The organism is Myxococcales bacterium (assembly GCA_016717005.1).
In the GTDB taxonomy this organism is placed as follows: Bacteria; Myxococcota_A; Polyangia; order Haliangiales; family Haliangiaceae; genus UBA2376.
In genome coordinates, this window is the sequence record JADJUF010000001.1 from 989,339 (window position 1) to 1,004,708 (window position 15,370).

13 protein-coding genes are annotated in these 15,370 nt (G+C 75.6%); 11 read left to right on the forward strand and 2 right to left on the reverse strand.

Going from position 1 to position 15,370, the window contains the following annotated elements:
- The first annotated feature begins 91 nt into the window (after positions 1 to 91).
- Entirely contained in the window at positions 92 to 1,609 is a 1,518-nt protein-coding gene (locus IPL61_04185) for a GGDEF domain-containing protein (GenBank protein MBK9030529.1), read from the forward strand.
- A 167-nt stretch (positions 1,610 to 1,776) separates the two neighbouring features.
- On the opposite strand, the gene IPL61_04190 is transcribed toward IPL61_04185, so the two are convergent.
- Entirely contained in the window at positions 1,777 to 3,267 is a 1,491-nt protein-coding gene (locus tag IPL61_04190; protein ID MBK9030530.1) for a carboxypeptidase M32, read from the reverse strand.
- Positions 3,268 to 3,360: 93 nt separating this feature from the next.
- Here IPL61_04190 and IPL61_04195 point away from each other — a divergent pair, with 93 nt between their 5' ends.
- The 8 genes from IPL61_04195 to IPL61_04230 all read left to right on the forward strand — a co-directional run bounded on the left by IPL61_04195 (position 3,361) and on the right by IPL61_04230 (position 9,776).
- Entirely contained in the window at positions 3,361 to 4,209 is an 849-nt protein-coding gene (locus IPL61_04195) for a YihY/virulence factor BrkB family protein (protein ID MBK9030531.1), read from the forward strand.
- Positions 4,210 to 4,273: 64 nt separating this feature from the next.
- Positions 4,274 to 4,855: a hypothetical protein gene (locus IPL61_04200; GenBank protein ID MBK9030532.1), complete on the forward strand. Its 582-nt coding sequence runs from the start codon at positions 4,274 to 4,276 to the stop codon at positions 4,853 to 4,855.
- Positions 4,856 to 5,005: 150 nt separating this feature from the next.
- A complete protein-coding gene (locus IPL61_04205) occupies positions 5,006 to 5,317 on the forward strand; it encodes a co-chaperone GroES (protein MBK9030533.1) in 312 nt (103 codons plus the stop codon).
- 535 nt (positions 5,318 to 5,852) lie between these two features.
- Positions 5,853 to 6,629, forward strand: coding sequence for a CDP-alcohol phosphatidyltransferase family protein (locus tag IPL61_04210; protein ID MBK9030534.1), 777 nt, complete (start codon positions 5,853 to 5,855; stop codon positions 6,627 to 6,629).
- Positions 6,626 to 7,432, forward strand: a complete 807-nt coding sequence (locus tag IPL61_04215) for a phosphocholine cytidylyltransferase family protein (GenBank protein MBK9030535.1) — start codon at positions 6,626 to 6,628, stop codon at positions 7,430 to 7,432. Before IPL61_04210 ends, IPL61_04215 begins: the two co-directional genes overlap by 4 nt.
- Positions 7,429 to 8,055 carry a hypothetical protein gene (locus tag IPL61_04220; protein MBK9030536.1) on the forward strand — a complete coding sequence of 209 codons (627 nt, stop codon included), beginning with the start codon at positions 7,429 to 7,431 and terminating at the stop codon, positions 8,053 to 8,055. Before IPL61_04215 ends, IPL61_04220 begins: the two co-directional genes overlap by 4 nt.
- Positions 8,052 to 8,972 (forward strand): hypothetical protein, encoded by a 921-nt coding sequence (locus IPL61_04225; protein MBK9030537.1) that lies wholly within the window; start codon positions 8,052 to 8,054, stop codon positions 8,970 to 8,972. Before IPL61_04220 ends, IPL61_04225 begins: the two co-directional genes overlap by 4 nt.
- A 54-nt stretch (positions 8,973 to 9,026) precedes the next feature.
- Positions 9,027 to 9,776 carry a response regulator gene (locus tag IPL61_04230; protein ID MBK9030538.1) on the forward strand — a complete coding sequence of 250 codons (750 nt, stop codon included), beginning with the start codon at positions 9,027 to 9,029 and terminating at the stop codon, positions 9,774 to 9,776.
- Positions 9,777 to 9,792: 16 nt separating this feature from the next.
- On the opposite strand, the gene IPL61_04235 is transcribed toward IPL61_04230, so the two are convergent.
- A complete protein-coding gene (locus IPL61_04235; protein MBK9030539.1) occupies positions 9,793 to 11,241 on the reverse strand; it encodes a sigma 54-dependent Fis family transcriptional regulator in 1,449 nt (482 codons plus the stop codon).
- Positions 11,242 to 11,309: 68 nt separating this feature from the next.
- Between IPL61_04235 and IPL61_04240 the strand changes: the two genes are divergently transcribed.
- Complete coding sequence (locus IPL61_04240; GenBank protein ID MBK9030540.1) at positions 11,310 to 14,204, forward strand: sigma 54-interacting transcriptional regulator; 2,895 nt, start codon at positions 11,310 to 11,312, stop codon at positions 14,202 to 14,204.
- 191 nt (positions 14,205 to 14,395) lie between these two features.
- On the forward strand, positions 14,396 to 15,355 hold the full coding sequence (locus IPL61_04245) for an RluA family pseudouridine synthase (GenBank protein ID MBK9030541.1): 960 nt from the start codon (positions 14,396 to 14,398) through the stop codon (positions 15,353 to 15,355).
- Positions 15,356 to 15,370 lie beyond the last annotated feature (15 nt).

A 15,370-nucleotide genomic window follows, 5' to 3' on the forward strand; every position in this document is an offset into this window, starting at 1 on the left:
GCCAGGTTCGCTGGGTCGCACACCTGCGCACCTCGAGGTCCGCTGGTCGCTGCCCCGCGGGAGGCGTACGATCGGCCCAGGAGTCGGGGCGATGGCGAACCCACAGGACCGAACAAGCGGGCTGGACGAAGCCGAGCTTCGCGGGCCCGGGGGGTGCGCCGAGCTCGACCAGATCGCGCAGGCGACGGCCGACGCGCTCGCGGTCCCGATCGCGCTGGTCAGCGTCCTCGACGATGACCACGAGATCTGGAAGGGCGCCCACGGCCTGCCGCCCGCCCTCGCCGACCGGCGCGTGGCCGCGGCGATCAGCTCGACGACGCGCGAGGTGCTGACGACCGGCAAGCCGATGCTGCTGCAGGACGCGCGCCGGCGCCATCGCGTCGATCACGCCGAGCTGGCGATCGTGGCCTACGCCGGCGTCCCCGTGGTCACGGCCGAGGGCGAGTGCGTCGCGGTCCTGGCCGCGATCGATCACCGCCCGCGCGCGTGGCACGATCGCGACGTCCGGGTCCTGCGCGGGCTCGCGCACGCCGCCGCCGCGGTGGCCGAGCAGCGCCGCTTGACCCGCCAGTGCGACGCCCTGCGCGCCGAGCTGGCGCGCCGCAAGCTCGCGACCGACCTCCTGCTCGGGATCGCGGCCGCGGCCACGACCCAGCCCAGCGCGGACGCGCTCGAGGACACGCCGGCGACCCTGGGCCGCCACGTCGGCTGGCCGTGCGTCGAGCTGCTCACGCTCGAGGACGAGGAGCTGCGGTCGGTCGGCTGGTACGCCGCCGACGACCGCTACCACCCGCTGCGGCAGGCGCCGCGCCGCCGCCTCGGCGACGACGGGCTCGCGATCGCGGCGCTGCGATCGCGCCTGCCGGTCACCGACCACGACCTCGATCGGCTGGGCAACACCGCGCACGGTCGGCGCGCGGCCGAGCTCGGGCTGCGCACGGCGTTCGCGACGCCGGTCCTGCTCCAGCACGCGCCGATCGGCGTGCTCGAGCTGTTCACGCCCGAGCCGCGGCCGGTCATGACCGACCTGCTCGATCTGCTGCCCCGGGCCGCGCTCCTGATCGGCCAGCTCATGGACCGGCGGCTGGCGGCGCGGGCCCACGATCGACGCACCGCCGAGCTCGAGACGATCGCGATGCACGACGATCTGACCGGCCTGCTGAACCGGCGCGGCTACTACGCGCTGGCCGAGAGCGCGCTGGCCATCGCCCGGCGGCGGCGCGAGCCCGCGACCGTCTTGTTCCTCGACGTCGACGGGCTCAAGCGCATCAACGACCGCGACGGCCACGCCGCGGGCGACGAGCTGCTCCGCCAGGTGGCGGCCGTCCTGCGCGCCGCGTTCGAGAGCGAGGTGATCGCGCGGATCGGCGGCGACGAGTTCGTGGTGTTCTCGAACGAGGCCGACGCCGACGCGCTGACCGCCCGCCTGGACGTCGCGCTGGCCGCGGCCAACGCCGCGCGCGGCGCCGGCCCGCCGCTGGCCTGGAGCCTCGGCACCGCCACGTTCAACCCCGAGCAGCCGCGCTCGCTCGACGGGCTCATGACCGACGCCGACGCGCGCATGTACGCGGTCAAGGCGCGCCACCGGCGGGCCGAGGCGCGGCGCTGAGTTTCCAGGGAGGCCTGTCGCCAGGTCGCCAGGCCTCCCCTCGTCGGGGGCGAGCCCCGACGAGCCTCCCCTCCAAGACGACCCACGACGCGAGACGCCCGGCGCGCGAACCGGTGCGCGACCAAGAGCCTGACAAGCGCTGAGCCGCCCCGACGCCGCCCGCCCGATCAGGACAGGTACCGCGCCGCCAGGTGGCGCTCGAAGATCGCGGGATCGAGCGGCGCGCCGGTCGCGCGGATGAGCAGCTCGCGCGCGCTCAGGCTCGAGGCGTGGCCGTGGACGTTCGCGCGCAGCCAGCCCAGGAGCGGGGCGAAGTCGCCGCGTCCGATCGCGCCGGCCAGGTCCGGCAGCGCCCGACCGGCCGCCTCGAACAGCTGGGCCGCGGTGAGCGCGCCGAGCGTGTAGGTCGGGAAGTACCCCCACGCGCCGTCGAACCAGTGGATGTCCTGCAGGCAGCCGTCGCGATCCGACGGCGGCACCACGCCCACGAGCGCGCGCATCCCGTCGTTCCAGGCGCCCGGGAGATCGGCCAGCGCGAGGTCACCGCCGATCAGCGCGCGCTCGAGGCGGAACCGCAGGATGACGTGCAGCGGGTAGGTCACCTCGTCGGCGTCGACCCGGATCAGCCCGGGCCGGACCTCGGTGTACAGGCGGTAGAGGTTGGCGCTGTCCCAGGCCGGCCCGCTGCCGCCGAGGTGCGCGCGCGCCAGCGGCGCGAGGTGATCGATGAACGCGCGCGAGCGCCCGGCCTGCATCTCGAACAGCAGCGACTGGCTCTCGTCGACGCCCATGCTGCGCGACTGGCCGACCGGCTGGTAGTGCCACCGCGCCGGCAGGCCGCGCGCGTACTGGGCGTGGCCGGTCTCGTGGACGACGCCCATCAGCGCCTTGACGAAGTCAGCCTCGTCGTACCGGGTCGTGATGCGGACGTCGTCGGGCACGCCACCGCAGAACGGGTGCAGGCTGGTGTCGAGGCGGCCGTGCGCGAAGTCGAAGCCCAGCGCGGTCATGACCGCCAGGCCCAGCGCGCGCTGGCGCTCGATCGGGAACGGCCCGCTCGGTCGCTCCGGCGGCGGCTGCGCGGCCTGGCGCGCGACCACGCGCGCGCACAGCGGCGGCAGCACCCGCGCCAGGTGATCGAACACCGGCGCGATCTCGTCGGCGCGGCCGCCGGGCTCGTACTCGTCGAGCAGCGCGTCGTACGGCGTGCACCCGAGCCGCGCCGCCTTGGCCGCGCCGGCCTCGCGCACCAGCGCCAGCACCTCGGCCAGCGCCGGCCGCACCCGCGCGAAGTCCCCGGCGGGCCGGGCCTCGCGCCAGCGCAGCTCGCAGGTCGAGCATGCCCGCGACAGGGCCTCGACCAGGCGGGCGTCGAGCGCGGTCGCGTGGATCCACGCGCGGCGCATCTCGACCAGGTTGGCCCGCTGCCACGCGTCGAGCGCCGCCCGGTCCTGGTCGGCGCGATCGAGCAGGTCGGCGACCGCGGGATCGGCGAGGACCTCGTGGCCGGCCAGCTTGACCGCGGCGAGCTGCTCGGCCCGGGCGGCGGCGCCGCCGCTCGGCATCATCGCCGCCCAGTCCCACCTGAGCACCTCGAGCGCGCTATGCAGCGCGTGCCACCGGTGGAAGCGAGCCTCGAGGTCGGCGTAGGCGGCCATGGTCCGCGACCGTACCGCATCCGCATCCGCGTCGGCGATCGAGGGCGCGGCGGCGATTGCGCTGGCGCGCGCCCGACGGCTACGCTCCCGACGGTGTCGTGGCGCCTGACCTGGCTCGACGTGGCGGCGTGGCTCCCGGTGCGGGTGATCCGGCACACCCGCCGCGACGACGCCACCGTGCTGGCCGCGGGCGTGGCCATGTACCTGCTGCTCGGGCTCCTGCCGACGCTGGCCGCGGTGGTGTCGATCTACGCGCTGATCGCCGACCCGAGCCAGATCGAGGCGCACCTGGCCGGCCTCGACCGCGTGGTGCCGGCCGAGGTCTATCGCCTGCTGGTCGACCAGCTCCAGCGCGCCGGCCAGCGCTCGCCGGACGAGCTGCGCCTGACGGTGCTCGGCGGCGTGCTCCTGGCGCTGTGGTCGAGCCGGGCCTCGGCCAACGCGCTCCTGGTCGGGATCGAGCACGTCGACGGCACCCGCAGCCGGTGGCGCGGCTGGCGGCGGCTGGCGCTGACGTTCGTGCTGGCGCTGGGCGCGCTGGTGTCGGCGGTGACCCTGCTGGCGCTGGTCGTGGCGATGCCGGCGACGAGCGCGACCCTGGCCCCGTCGGTGCGCGGCTGGCTGGTCGCGCTGCGCTGGCCGACGCTGGTGCTGACCGGCGTCTCGGGGCTGAGCGTGCTCTACGCGCTGGGCGGGCCGCGCCGAGGCTGGCGCCACATCGTGCCGGGCGCGCTGGTCGCCACCGCGCTCGGCCTGCTGGCGTCGCTCGGCGTGTCGTACTACGTCACCGATCTCGCGAGCTACCAGGCGCTGTACGGGACGTTCGGCAGCGCGATGGTGGTCGTGCTGTGGTTCTACGCCTGCTCGCTGGCGGTGCTGATCGGCGCGGTCGTCAACACCGAGCTGCGCGTGCCGAGCGACCCCGGCGCGTCGCGCGTGTGATCGCCCGCCGTCGCCGCCGGTCGTTCGACTGGACCCCTCGGGCCCCGGCGATCTAACGTACGGCGTGCCCACTTCACCGTGTCCTGGGTGCGGCGTCGCCGTCGCGGCCGGCTACCCGCGCTGCCCCAAGTGCCACGCGCCGATGCCGGGCGTGGCGGGCGGACGGACCCGACGCGACACCAACCAGGGCGGCGGCACCACGGTCACCGCGCGGTCGTCGCGCGCGACCGGCGTGGCGCTGGTGGTCGCGGGCGCGGCCGTGCTCGCCGCCGTGGTCGCGCTGGTGATGACCAGCGGCTCGGCCCACCGCAAGGTCGCCACGGATCCGCGGGTCACCGCCGTGACGCCGATGACGTCCTCGGCGCGCCGGATCGATGACACCGCGATCGAGGCGCCGCCGCCACCCCCGGCGCCGCCGGAGCCGTGGCCGGTGCTCGACCGGCTCGAGCGCGCGCTGGCGGCCGAGCGCCTGTACGGCAAGGTCACGATCCGCGGCGGCGCGGTCGAGGTGCGCTCGAGCTTCTGCGAGGAGGCCCGCGTCCAGGCGCTGGTCGACGGCGCGCTCGCCGACCTGCGCGCGGTCGGCGCGGCGACGGTCGCCTGCGTCGCGCCCCACGGCGCGGTGGTGTTCCGTCGGACGTTGTGACTGACGGCGCGGTGGGTCTCCGCCGGACGTCGTGACCCACGACGCGGTGGGGTTCCGCCGGACGTTGTGATCGCGGCGATCGACGTGGCACAGTCGCGCGCCGTGTCCGATCCCAGCGACTCCGCGCCCCGTCGTCCCCACCGCCTGATCATGCCGCTCGGCATGCGCGTGCTGGTGCGCATCCTCAAGGACCAGGATCGGACCGACAGCGGCCTGTACCTGCCGGCCGGCGCCAAGGAGGCCCAGGACGAGGCGCTCTACGGCGAGGTCGTCGAGGTCGCGCGCGATCGGCCGACCTCCGACGATCTGGCGGAGAACGTGTCGGGCGTGCCCAACGGCGCGCGCGTGCTGTTTCGGAAGAGCGCCGGGGTGCGGGTGCCGTGGGAGGACGCGCTGCGCGTGCTCGACGTCAAGGACGTGCTGGCGACGGTCGAGGAGATCGGCGACGACGAGGCGCACTGAGCTGGCCGGGTAGCCCCGAGGGCACCGCCGACGCCGGTTCCGGTTCCGGTTCCGGTTCCGACGCCGACGACGGTTCCGACGCCGACGACGGTTCCGACTCCGACGACGGCTCCGGCTCCGGTTCCGACGCCGGTTCCGGTTCCGACCTCCGACGCCGGTTCCGACTCCGACGACGGCTCCGGATCCGGTTCCGACCTCCGACGCCGGTTCCGACTCCGACGACGGCTCCGACTCCGACGACGGCTCCGGCTCCGGTTCCGGTTCCGACGCCGGTTCCGGTTCCGGCCGCCGGTTCCGGTTCCGGTCCGACTCCGACTCCGGCTCCGGTTCCGGTTCCGGTTCCGGTTCCGACTCCGGTTCCGGTTCCGACGCCGGTTCCGGTTCCGACGCCGGCTCCGACGACGGCTCCGGTTCCGACGACGGCTCCGGTTCCGGTTCCGGTTCCGACTCCGGTTCCGGTTCCGACGCCGGCTCCGGCTCCGGCTCCGGTTCCGACTCCGACGCCGGGCTTTCGCGCCGCGGCGAGGATTCTGCTATGACCCGACGCCCTGGCATGTGGACCGATCTCGTCGCCATCTATCGCTCGTCCAAGAAGAAGCAGGACATCAACTGGTTCACCGAGCACATCGCCCGGCGCGCCGGGGCCCCGTTCGTGCTGGCGCTGCGCGGCACCCGGATCACCCCGAACCAGGTGACGATGTTCGCGGTGATCGTGTGCGCCGGGGCCGGCGCGCTGTGGGTGAGCTGGCTGTCGTGGCTGGGCCTGGTGCTCGGCGCGCTGGTGTTCGAGCTGTCGTTCGTCCTCGACTGCGTCGACGGCATGCTGGCGCGGGTGCGCAAGGTCGCGTCGCCGCTCGGGCACCTGCTCGACTTCCTGATGGACGAGCTCAAGGCGATGCTGCTGTACGGGTGCGTGACCGTGCGGCTGTGGCGCCAGACCGGCGATGAGCGCCTGCTGATCGTCGGCCTGGCCGGGCTGTTCTGCCTGGCGTCGGGGATCGCGCTGACCTCGTTCATGCGCCGGCCCGAGTACGGCGCCAAGCCCCCGACCGAGGACGGCCAGCCGGCCGAGGTCGGCGGTCGCCGCGGCCTGGTCGGCCGCGCGATCTCGGGCGTCGAGTGGGCCGCGCGGGTCGTGGTCCACTACCCGCAGTACATCTGGATCTGCGCGCTGGCCGATCGGATCGACGTCTACTTCTGGGCGTACGGCGCGGTCAACCTGCTCTACCTGGGGCTGTCGATGCTGAAGATCGCGTTCCGCCTCGGTCGGTTCGCGCCGCGCGCCGTGCCCGCGGCCGAGGCCACCCCGTGAAGGCCATCGTCATCGCGGCCGGGCGCGGCAAGCGCCTGGGCGCGCACACCGACGAGCTGCCCAAGACCCTCGTGCCGGTCGGCGCCCGCTCGATCCTCGGCTGGCAGATGCGCGCGTTCGCCGCCGCCGGCGTCGACGAGCTGGTGCTGATCCGCGGGTACCGCGGCGACGTGCTCGAGGCCGGGGCCCGGGCCGCGGCGCCGGCCGGGATGCGGCTGCGCTTCGTCGACAACCCCGAGTGGGAGACCAACAACATCCTGCTGTCGCTGGCGTGCGCCCGGGCCGAGCTCGACGGGCCGACCCTGATCACCTACAGCGACATCATCTTCACGCCGGCCGTGGTGCGGGCGCTGGTCGCGGGGACGGGACCGATCGATCTGGTCATCGACGCGGACTTCCGGTCGATCTACGACGGCCGCACCGAGCACCCGCTCGACGAGGGCGAGGTCGCCGATCTCGACGGCGCCGGCCGCGTCCGCCGGGTCGGCAAGCGGGCGCTGCCCCCGGCCGAGGCCCACGGCGAGTTCATCGGCCTGGCCCGGCTCGACGCGGCCGGCGCCGCGGTCGTCGCCGGCGCGCTCGACGATCTGACGGCGCGCTACCGCGGGCGCGACCACGAGCCGTACCAGCGGGCGGCGCGGATGCGCACCGCCTACCTGACCGACCTGCTGCAGGAGCTCATCGACGGTGGGACGCCGATCCACCCGGTGACCATCCACGGCCAGTGGCGCGAGATCGACACCGGTCAGGATCTCGCGCGGGCGGTGGCGCTGGTAGAGTCGGCATCCGAGGAATGGTCATGAAGCTCCGTGCGCTCGTGTTCGTGTCGGTGGGCCTCGCGCTCACGCTGGTCGCCGGCTGTGAGAAGCCGTCGGAGACCGATTGCAAGAAGGCGATCGCCAACATCCGTCAGCAGATGGGGACGGCGAAGATGAGCGCCGAGGGGGCGACCGACGCCGCCTGGGTGCGCTCGTGCCGCGGCACCGCCAAGAAGAAGTCGGTGCAGTGCGCGATCAACGCGCGCTCGCTCGAGGAGCTCAAGGCGTGCGGGCTGCTCAAGGCCAAAGAGATCGACGAGATGGAGGCGCTCGAGAAGGAGCTGGATGGCATGCGCGGCCCGGCGCCGGTCGACGCCGGGGTCGCGGTCGACGCGGCCGCGATCGACGACGGCGACGCCGGCGCGGCAGCCGACGGTGACGCCGGCGCGGCCGCGGCTGCGGGCTCGGCCGCCCCGGCCGCTGGCTCCGCGCCGCCCCCCGGCGCGGCCGCCCCTGCGCCGGCCGCCGGCTCGGGCGCACCCGCTCCGACCACGGGCGCCGCGGCGCCCGCCCCGGCCGCTGGCGCGGCGGCGCCCCCGCCCGCGGGCCCCGCCGCCCCGGCCCCGGCCGCTGGCTCGGCCGCACCCAAGGCGCCGACCACGCCGTGATCGTCCGGTCGATCGCGGCGATCGGGTGCGCGCTCGCGCTCGCCCGCGCGGCGGCGGCCGAGCCCCTGGCGGCGGTCGCGGTCGCGCCCGACCCGCTCGCGTCGGTGCTGGTCGGCCCGTCGGGCCAGGTGTGGGACCCCGACGGCCACGGCGGGTGGAGCCGCACGCGTGAGGGCGGCGTCGCCGCCGACGTGGGCGGCGCGATGCTCACGTCGACCCTGGTCGTCATCGGCCGGGCGACGCCCCCGTACCGCCTCGCCGGCGACCACTGGCAGGCGGTGCGCCTGGGCGAGCGCGGCAAGACCCTCGCCGGCACCGGCCCGCGCCCGGCCATGACCATCGGCCGCCAGGTGTTCGTCTGGAAGACCAGCGCGTGGGTCCGGATCGGCACGGCCCCGGCGGCGGTCGTGGCGGTGTGGGCCGCGAGCGACGCCAAGGTGTACATCGCCGGCGCCGGCCGGATCTGGCGGCTCGCCGGCAAGCGCCTGGTCGAGCACGCCACCGCGAGCGTGGTCGCGTTCGCGAGCGGGCCGACGCCGCTGGCGCTCACCGCCGACGGCAAGCTCTACGACCTCACCAGCCGCACCGCCACGCCGATCGCGATCGGCGCCGACGCGGTCACGCCGACCCTCGCGACCACCGCCCCCGACGGCACCGCCTGGGTCGCCGGCCAGCGGGCGGGCGGGTTCGTCCTGGCGCGCCGGGTGCGCGGGGCGTGGCAGGAGGTCGCGGCGCCGGCGGTCGCCGCTGACGATCGGCCGGTCGCGCTGGCGATCGGCGCCGACGGCGCGGCCCTGCTGGCCCTGGCGAGCGGCGCCGTGTGGGTGCAGCCCGCCGGCGGCGCCTGGACCGCGGCCCCGCTGACCGACGCCCGGACGCCGCGCGGCCCGGGCCCGGGCCCGGCGCGGATGCCCTGACACTACCCGTCCGACGATTTGACCCGCGCGGCCTCCCCCAACTATCCTCCTACCGTGCCCCCGGTTGTCCTCGTCGCCGACGACGATGCATGGATCTTGCGGATGGTCGCGACCGTGCTCGAGAAGCGCGGCTACGAGGTCATGACGGCGACCGACGGTGAGGAGGCGCTGTCGCGCGCGCTGGCGACGCCGCCCGACCTGCTGATCACCGACGTGATGATGCCGAAGATGGACGGCTGGGCCCTGGTCAAGGCGCTGCGCGCGCGGCCCGAGCTGGCGACGCTGCCGGTGATCTTCCTGACGGCGCTGTCGTCCGACGAGGATCGCATCCGCGGCTTCCGGCTCGGCGCCGACGACTACGTGCCCAAGCCGTTCCGGTTCGAGGAGCTCGATCTGCGCGTGGCCAAGACCATGCGCCGCACCCAGGCGATGGCCCAGGAGGCGCGCGAGACCCTCCTGGGACCGTCGCTGCGCGGCGACCTGGCGCAGATCGGCCTGGCCGCGCTGCTGACGATGGTCGAGATGGAGCGCAAGACCGGCGTGCTGACGCTGCGCAACGGCGCCGGCAGCTCGGCCCAGATCCTGGTGCGCACCGGCCGGGTCGTCCACGCGCGCCTCGACGATCGCCCGAGCCCGGTCGACGCCGAGTGCGTCTACTACCTGCTGGCCTGGTCGACCGGCGCGTTCGAGCTGGCGACGTGCGACGTCGAGGGCGTCGACCGGGTCCAGACGTCGACCATGAACCTGCTGCTCGAGGGCGCCCGCCGCCTCGACGAGTCGACCCAGCACGACCTGACGGTGTGAGCGCGCGGCCCCCGCGTCACTCGTCGTCGACGTCGTCGGGGCTGACCGCGCCCATCGCCTCGATCTCGTACTTCTTCATCAGCTTGCGGAAGTACTTGCGATCGATGTCGGCGTCGCGGGCGGCGTGGGAGATGTTGCCGCCGTGGCGCTTGAGCAGCGACACGATGTAGTCGCGCTCGAAGCTCGACACCCACCGCTCCTTGGCGTCCTTGAAGGTCACGCCGTCGAGCAGCTCGTCGGGCGGCCGCGGCGCCGCGGCGGTCCGGGGCTCGGCGGTCAGCGCGCGGGCGCCCGGGCTCGGCCGCGCCTGCTCGCGCAGGTTGTCGGGCAGGTCGTCGACGTCGATCACCTCGCCGTCGGCGAACGACACCGCCCGCTCGACCACGTTGACCAGCTCGCGCACGTTGCCGGGCCAGGCGTAGGCCGCGAGCACCGCCAGCGCCTCGCGCGACACCGCGCGCGCCCGGGGCCGGCCGTCGGCGCCGAGGTTGTAGGCGGCGGTGTCGAGGAAGTGCTGCACCAGCGGCGCGATGTCGTCGGGGCGATCGCGCAGCGACGGCAGCCGCAGGCGCACGACGGAGAGCCGGTAGAACAGGTCCTGCCGGAACCGCCCGGCCCGGACCTCGTCCTCGAGGTTGCGGTTGGTGGCGGCGATGATCCGCACGTCGACCTTGGCGGTCTTGGCGCCGCCGACCCGCCGCACCTCGCGCTGCTCGAGCGCGCGCAGCAGCTTGGGCTGGAGATCGAGCGGCAGCTCGCCGAGCTCGTCGAGGAACAGCGTGCCGCCGTCGGCCAGCTCGAACAGGCCCACGCGGGTCATGACCGCGCCGGTGAAGCTGCCCTTCTCGTGACCGAACAGCTCGCTCTCGATCAGGTTGGGCGGCACCGCGCCGCAGTCGAAGACCACCAGCTCGCGGCCGGCGCGCGGCGACAGGTTGTGGATCGTCTGGGCCACGACCTCCTTGCCCGTGCCGGTCTCGCCCTCGATGACCACGGTCGTGCTGGTCGGGGCGATGCGCTCGAGGATCGAGTACATCTCGCGCATCTTGGCGTTGCCGCCGATCAGCCCGCCCAGCCGATCGGCCCGCGACGGCACGATCGACACCTCCTCCTCGCGCGCGTGGAAGCGCAGCGGGGTCTGGCCGACCCCGACGGCGCAGCCGGGCTTGAGGAACGCCTCGCGGATCCGGACCTTGTTGACGAAGGTGCCGTTGGTCGAGCGCAGATCGACCAGCACGTAGCCGGTGTCCTCCTGGACGATCTTGCAGTGGTAGCGCGAGACCGTGTCGTCGCGCAGGACCACGTCGTTGTCGTCCATCGAGCCGATCCGGATCTCGTCCTTCTCGAAGGTCCAGGTCTCGTCGGTGTCGACCGCGCTCAGGATGCACTGGCGCAGGTGCAGCGTCGGCCCGCGCTCGAGGAACGCGACCTTGGTCGGCGGCACGAAGTCCGGGAACTTCTTCATCGGGCCCGTCCACGATGGTAGCCCAAGCGCGCCCGCGACCGTGCCGGTGCGCTACCGTATCGCCGACCGTGGACGCGCCGCCCGACCTGACCGCCCTCACCGCACGCCTGGCGGCCGCGGCCGACGACGACGCCCGCGCCGTCGCCGAGTGGGCCCTGGGCGAGCGCCACCGCGAGCGCGGCGAGCCCGAGGCGGCGCTGCGGTTCCTGTCGGAGGCGCGCCGGCGCCTGGCCGGGCTCGAGCGCCACGGCGACGCCGCCCGGGTCGAGGTGGCGCTGGCCGAGGTGTGCGCGGCGCGGGGCGACGGGGATCGCGCGCTGGCGTTCCTCGACCGCGCGCTCGATCACGCCGAGGCCGAGGGCGACGACGCGCTCCGGGCCCAGGTCCAGCTGGCGCTGGGCGAGGCGGCGGCGGCGCGCGGCGACGACGCCACCGCGACCGATCTGGTGACCGCGGCCGAGGCCGCGACCGTGGCGCTGCGCGATCGCGACGGCCACGCCCGCGCCGCCGCCGCGCTGGCGCGCCTGCTCGCGCGCGGCGATCAGCGCCCGGCCGCGCGCGCGCTGATCGAGGCCGCCCGCGCCGACGCCCGCGCCGCCGGCCGCCCGAGCACGCTGGTCGTGGTGGCGATGGCCGCGGCCGAGCTGCACGATCGGGACGACGACCTGCCGGCGGCGGTGGCCAGCTGGCGCGAGGCCATCGCGATCGCCGCCGACGCCGACCTGCGCCGCCTCGAGGCCGACGCGTCGCTGGCGCTGGGCCTGCTCGTGGGCGCGGCCGCGGCCCGCGGCGCCACCACCGAGTCGGCGGCCGCCTACCTGGCGCGCGCACACGAGCTGTACCGGGACGGCGGCGGCCTGCGCGATCTCGAGCGGGTCCGCGACGCGTTCCGCCGGTTCGGCCGCCGCGCCACCGATCGCGTGGCCTCGATCGAGCTGGCGCCGCTGCTCGACGACCTGCGCGGTCAGCGCCAGGCCGTGGCCGAGGCCGCGCTCGCGGTCGGCCACGCCGCCGCGCCGGAGCTGCGGGCCGCGCTCGACGCCCGGCTCCACGCGCTGGCCAGCGCCGGCGAGCGCCTGGCGACCGCCGCGAACGCGGTCGTGGTCGATCGCGAGAACATCCGCGGCCTGCTCGAGCTGATCCGCGCGCTGGCCCAGATCACCGACTTCGCCGCGCTGCCCGACGCGGTCGCGCGGCTGGCCAGCCAGCTGGTCGGCGGCGATCGCGCGGTGGTCGAGCTGGGCGACGATCACCGCGGCGCGGTCGGCGTGGTCGCCACCGACGACGGCCCCTGGCGCGCCGCGCTCGTCAGCGCCCGGGGCCCGACGGCTCGCCCGACGCTGGCGGCGGCCGCCGCGGCGGCCGCGGTCGGGCGCACCGACGGCGGCGCGCCCAGCCAGCCGCTCGGGCAGGCGATGGTGGCGCCGCTCCGCGCCGGCGCCACCGTCGTGGGCGCGATCTGGGTCGACAAGACCCCGTCGGGCGGCGTGTTCACCGAGCGCGATCTCGATCTGCTGGCGGTGTTCGCGGTCCAGGCCGCGGCCATCGTCGATCGGGCCCGCGCCGCCGACGAGCTGCGGCTGGCGGCGCGCACGACCGCGACGACGCTCGCGGCGATCGGCGACGGCGTGATCGCGGTCGATCGGGCCGGGCGCCTGACCGCGATCAACCCGGCGGCGGTGCGGCAGCTCGGCCTGCCGCCCGGCGCCGTCGACGCGCCCGCCGCGGTCGCGCTGGCCGCGCGCGCTGAGACCCGGGCGCTGGCCGCGGTCCTGAAGGACGCGATCGCCCGCGGCGACGAGCTCGACGGCCGCCCGCTGACGATCGGCGCCACCGAGCACCTGATCTCGACCCGCCTGGTCACCGACGATCGCGGCGCGGTCGCCGGGCTGGTGGCGACCCTGACCGAGCTGCGCCGGGCCTCGAGCCTCGCGTACCGGATCGTCGGCACCACCGCCCGCTACACGCTCGACGATCTGATCGGCGACAGCCCGGCGGTGCGGCACGTGCGGGCGCTGGCCGAGGCCGCGGCCAGCAGCGAGGCCAGCCTGCTGCTGACCGGCGAGAGCGGCACCGGCAAGGAGGTGCTGGCCCAGGCGGTCCACAACGCGTCGCCGCGCGCGGCCGGCCCCTTCGTCGCCGTCAACTGCGCCGCGATCCCGCGCGATCTGCTCGAGAGCGAGCTGTTCGGCTACGAGGCCGGCGCGTTCACCGGCGCGCGCAAGGGCGGCCGGCCCGGCAAGTTCGAGATCGCCGAGGGCGGCACGCTCCTGCTCGACGAGATCGGCGACATGCCGCTCGAGATGCAGGTCAAGCTCCTGCGCGTGCTGCAGGAGAAGACCGTGTCGCGCCTCGCCGGCGCCCGCGAGCTCCCGGTCACCTGCCGGATCATCGCGACGACCAACCGCGAGCTCGACGACGACGTCGCGCGCGGCCTGTTCCGCCGCGACCTGTTCTACCGGCTGCGGGTCATCCACATCGTCGTGCCGCCGCTGCGGGAGCGCCCGGGCGACGTCACCGCGCTGACCGAGCACTTCCTGCGTCGCCACGCGACCGCGTCGGGCAAGCGCCTGGCCCGGATCGCGCCCGACGTGGCCGCCGCGCTCGTGGCGCACTCGTGGCCCGGCAACGTGCGCGAGCTCGAGCACGTCATCGAGAGCGCGGTGGCGCTGGCGCCGCCCGACGCGACGATCGTCGGCGCGCTGCCGGTGCCGCTAGGCCAGCGGACCACGCCGGCGTCGACGCCGCCCCCGCTCGGGGCGCCGGCGCCCGCGCCGGGCCCGCCCGCGACGCCGCTGCCGACCGCGGCCTCGGCCGAGCGCGACCTGCTGATCGCGGCGCTCGATCGCTACCACGGGCGGATCCCGGCGGTGGCGCGCGCGCTCGGTCTGTCGCGGGCGACGATCTACAACCGCATGCGCCGCCTCGGCCTCGACCTGGCCTCCTTCCGCGGGCCGCCGTGATCGACGAGGACGACGACGAGCTCGCCGCGGCCGACCTGGCCGGGCCCGACGACGACGGCGCCGGGGACGACGGCGCGCCGGCCGACGCCGCGCCCGACGCGTTCGCCGACCTCGGGCCGTGGTGGGCGCCGCGCCCGGGCGTCGACCTCGGCGCCCGCGCCCACCTCGACGCCAGCGGCGCGCCCCAGGTCATCGAGCGCCGGCTGGTCGTGACCGAGGAGCTGGCCGGGCTGCGGCTCGATCACTACCTGGTGCGGATCATCCCGCGGCTGTCGCGCACGCGCATCCAGGCGGTCATCGCCACCCAGCTCACCCGGGCCGACGGCCGCCGGCCGCGCTCGAGCATGACCGTGGCCGCCGGCGACGAGCTGGTGCTGCGGCGCGCGGCCAAGGCCGAGCCGCCGTGCCCGCGCACCTTCGACGTGCTCTACCAGGACGGCGACGTGATGATCGTCGACAAGCCCGCCGGCCTGCCGGTGCACGCGTCGGCGAAGTTCTACTGGAACACGCTGCACCGGGTCGTGGCCGAACGCTTCCCCGACACGCCCTGGCAGCTCGGCCACCGGCTCGATCGCGAGACCTCGGGCGCGCTGGCGCTGGCGGCGCACAAGGAGGCGGCGGCCGCGCTCAAGGGCGCGTTCGAGCACAAGCGCGCCGCCAAGACCTACCTGGCGATCTGCCACGGCCAGCCGAGCTGGCCCGACGCCGACGGCGCCGTCGCGCCGGTCGTGCTCGACGCGCCGCTGGCGCTGTCGACCCGCGCTGACGGCACCCGCCTGCCGGGCGTGCGGATGGTGGTCCGGGCCGACGGCCTGCCCGCGATCACCAAGGTCAGCGTGCTCGAGCGCGCGGGCGCGTACGCGCTGGTGCGCTGCGACCTGGTGACCGGCCGCCAGCACCAGATCCGCGCCCACCTGGCCCACGCCGGGTTCCCGATCGTCGGCGACAAGCTGTACGCCCACGGCGACGCCGCGTTCATCGCGTTCTGCGACCACGGCATGACCCGAGCCCTCGCCACGCAGTTCCAGCTGCCGCGCCACGCCCTGCACGCCCACCGGCTGCGCGTCCCGCACCCGCGCACCGGCGCGCCGCTCGAGGCGGTCGCGCCGCTGGCGTGGGACCTGGCCGCGTTCCTCGCGGCCCAGCGCTGACGCGGCCGCGGCGCA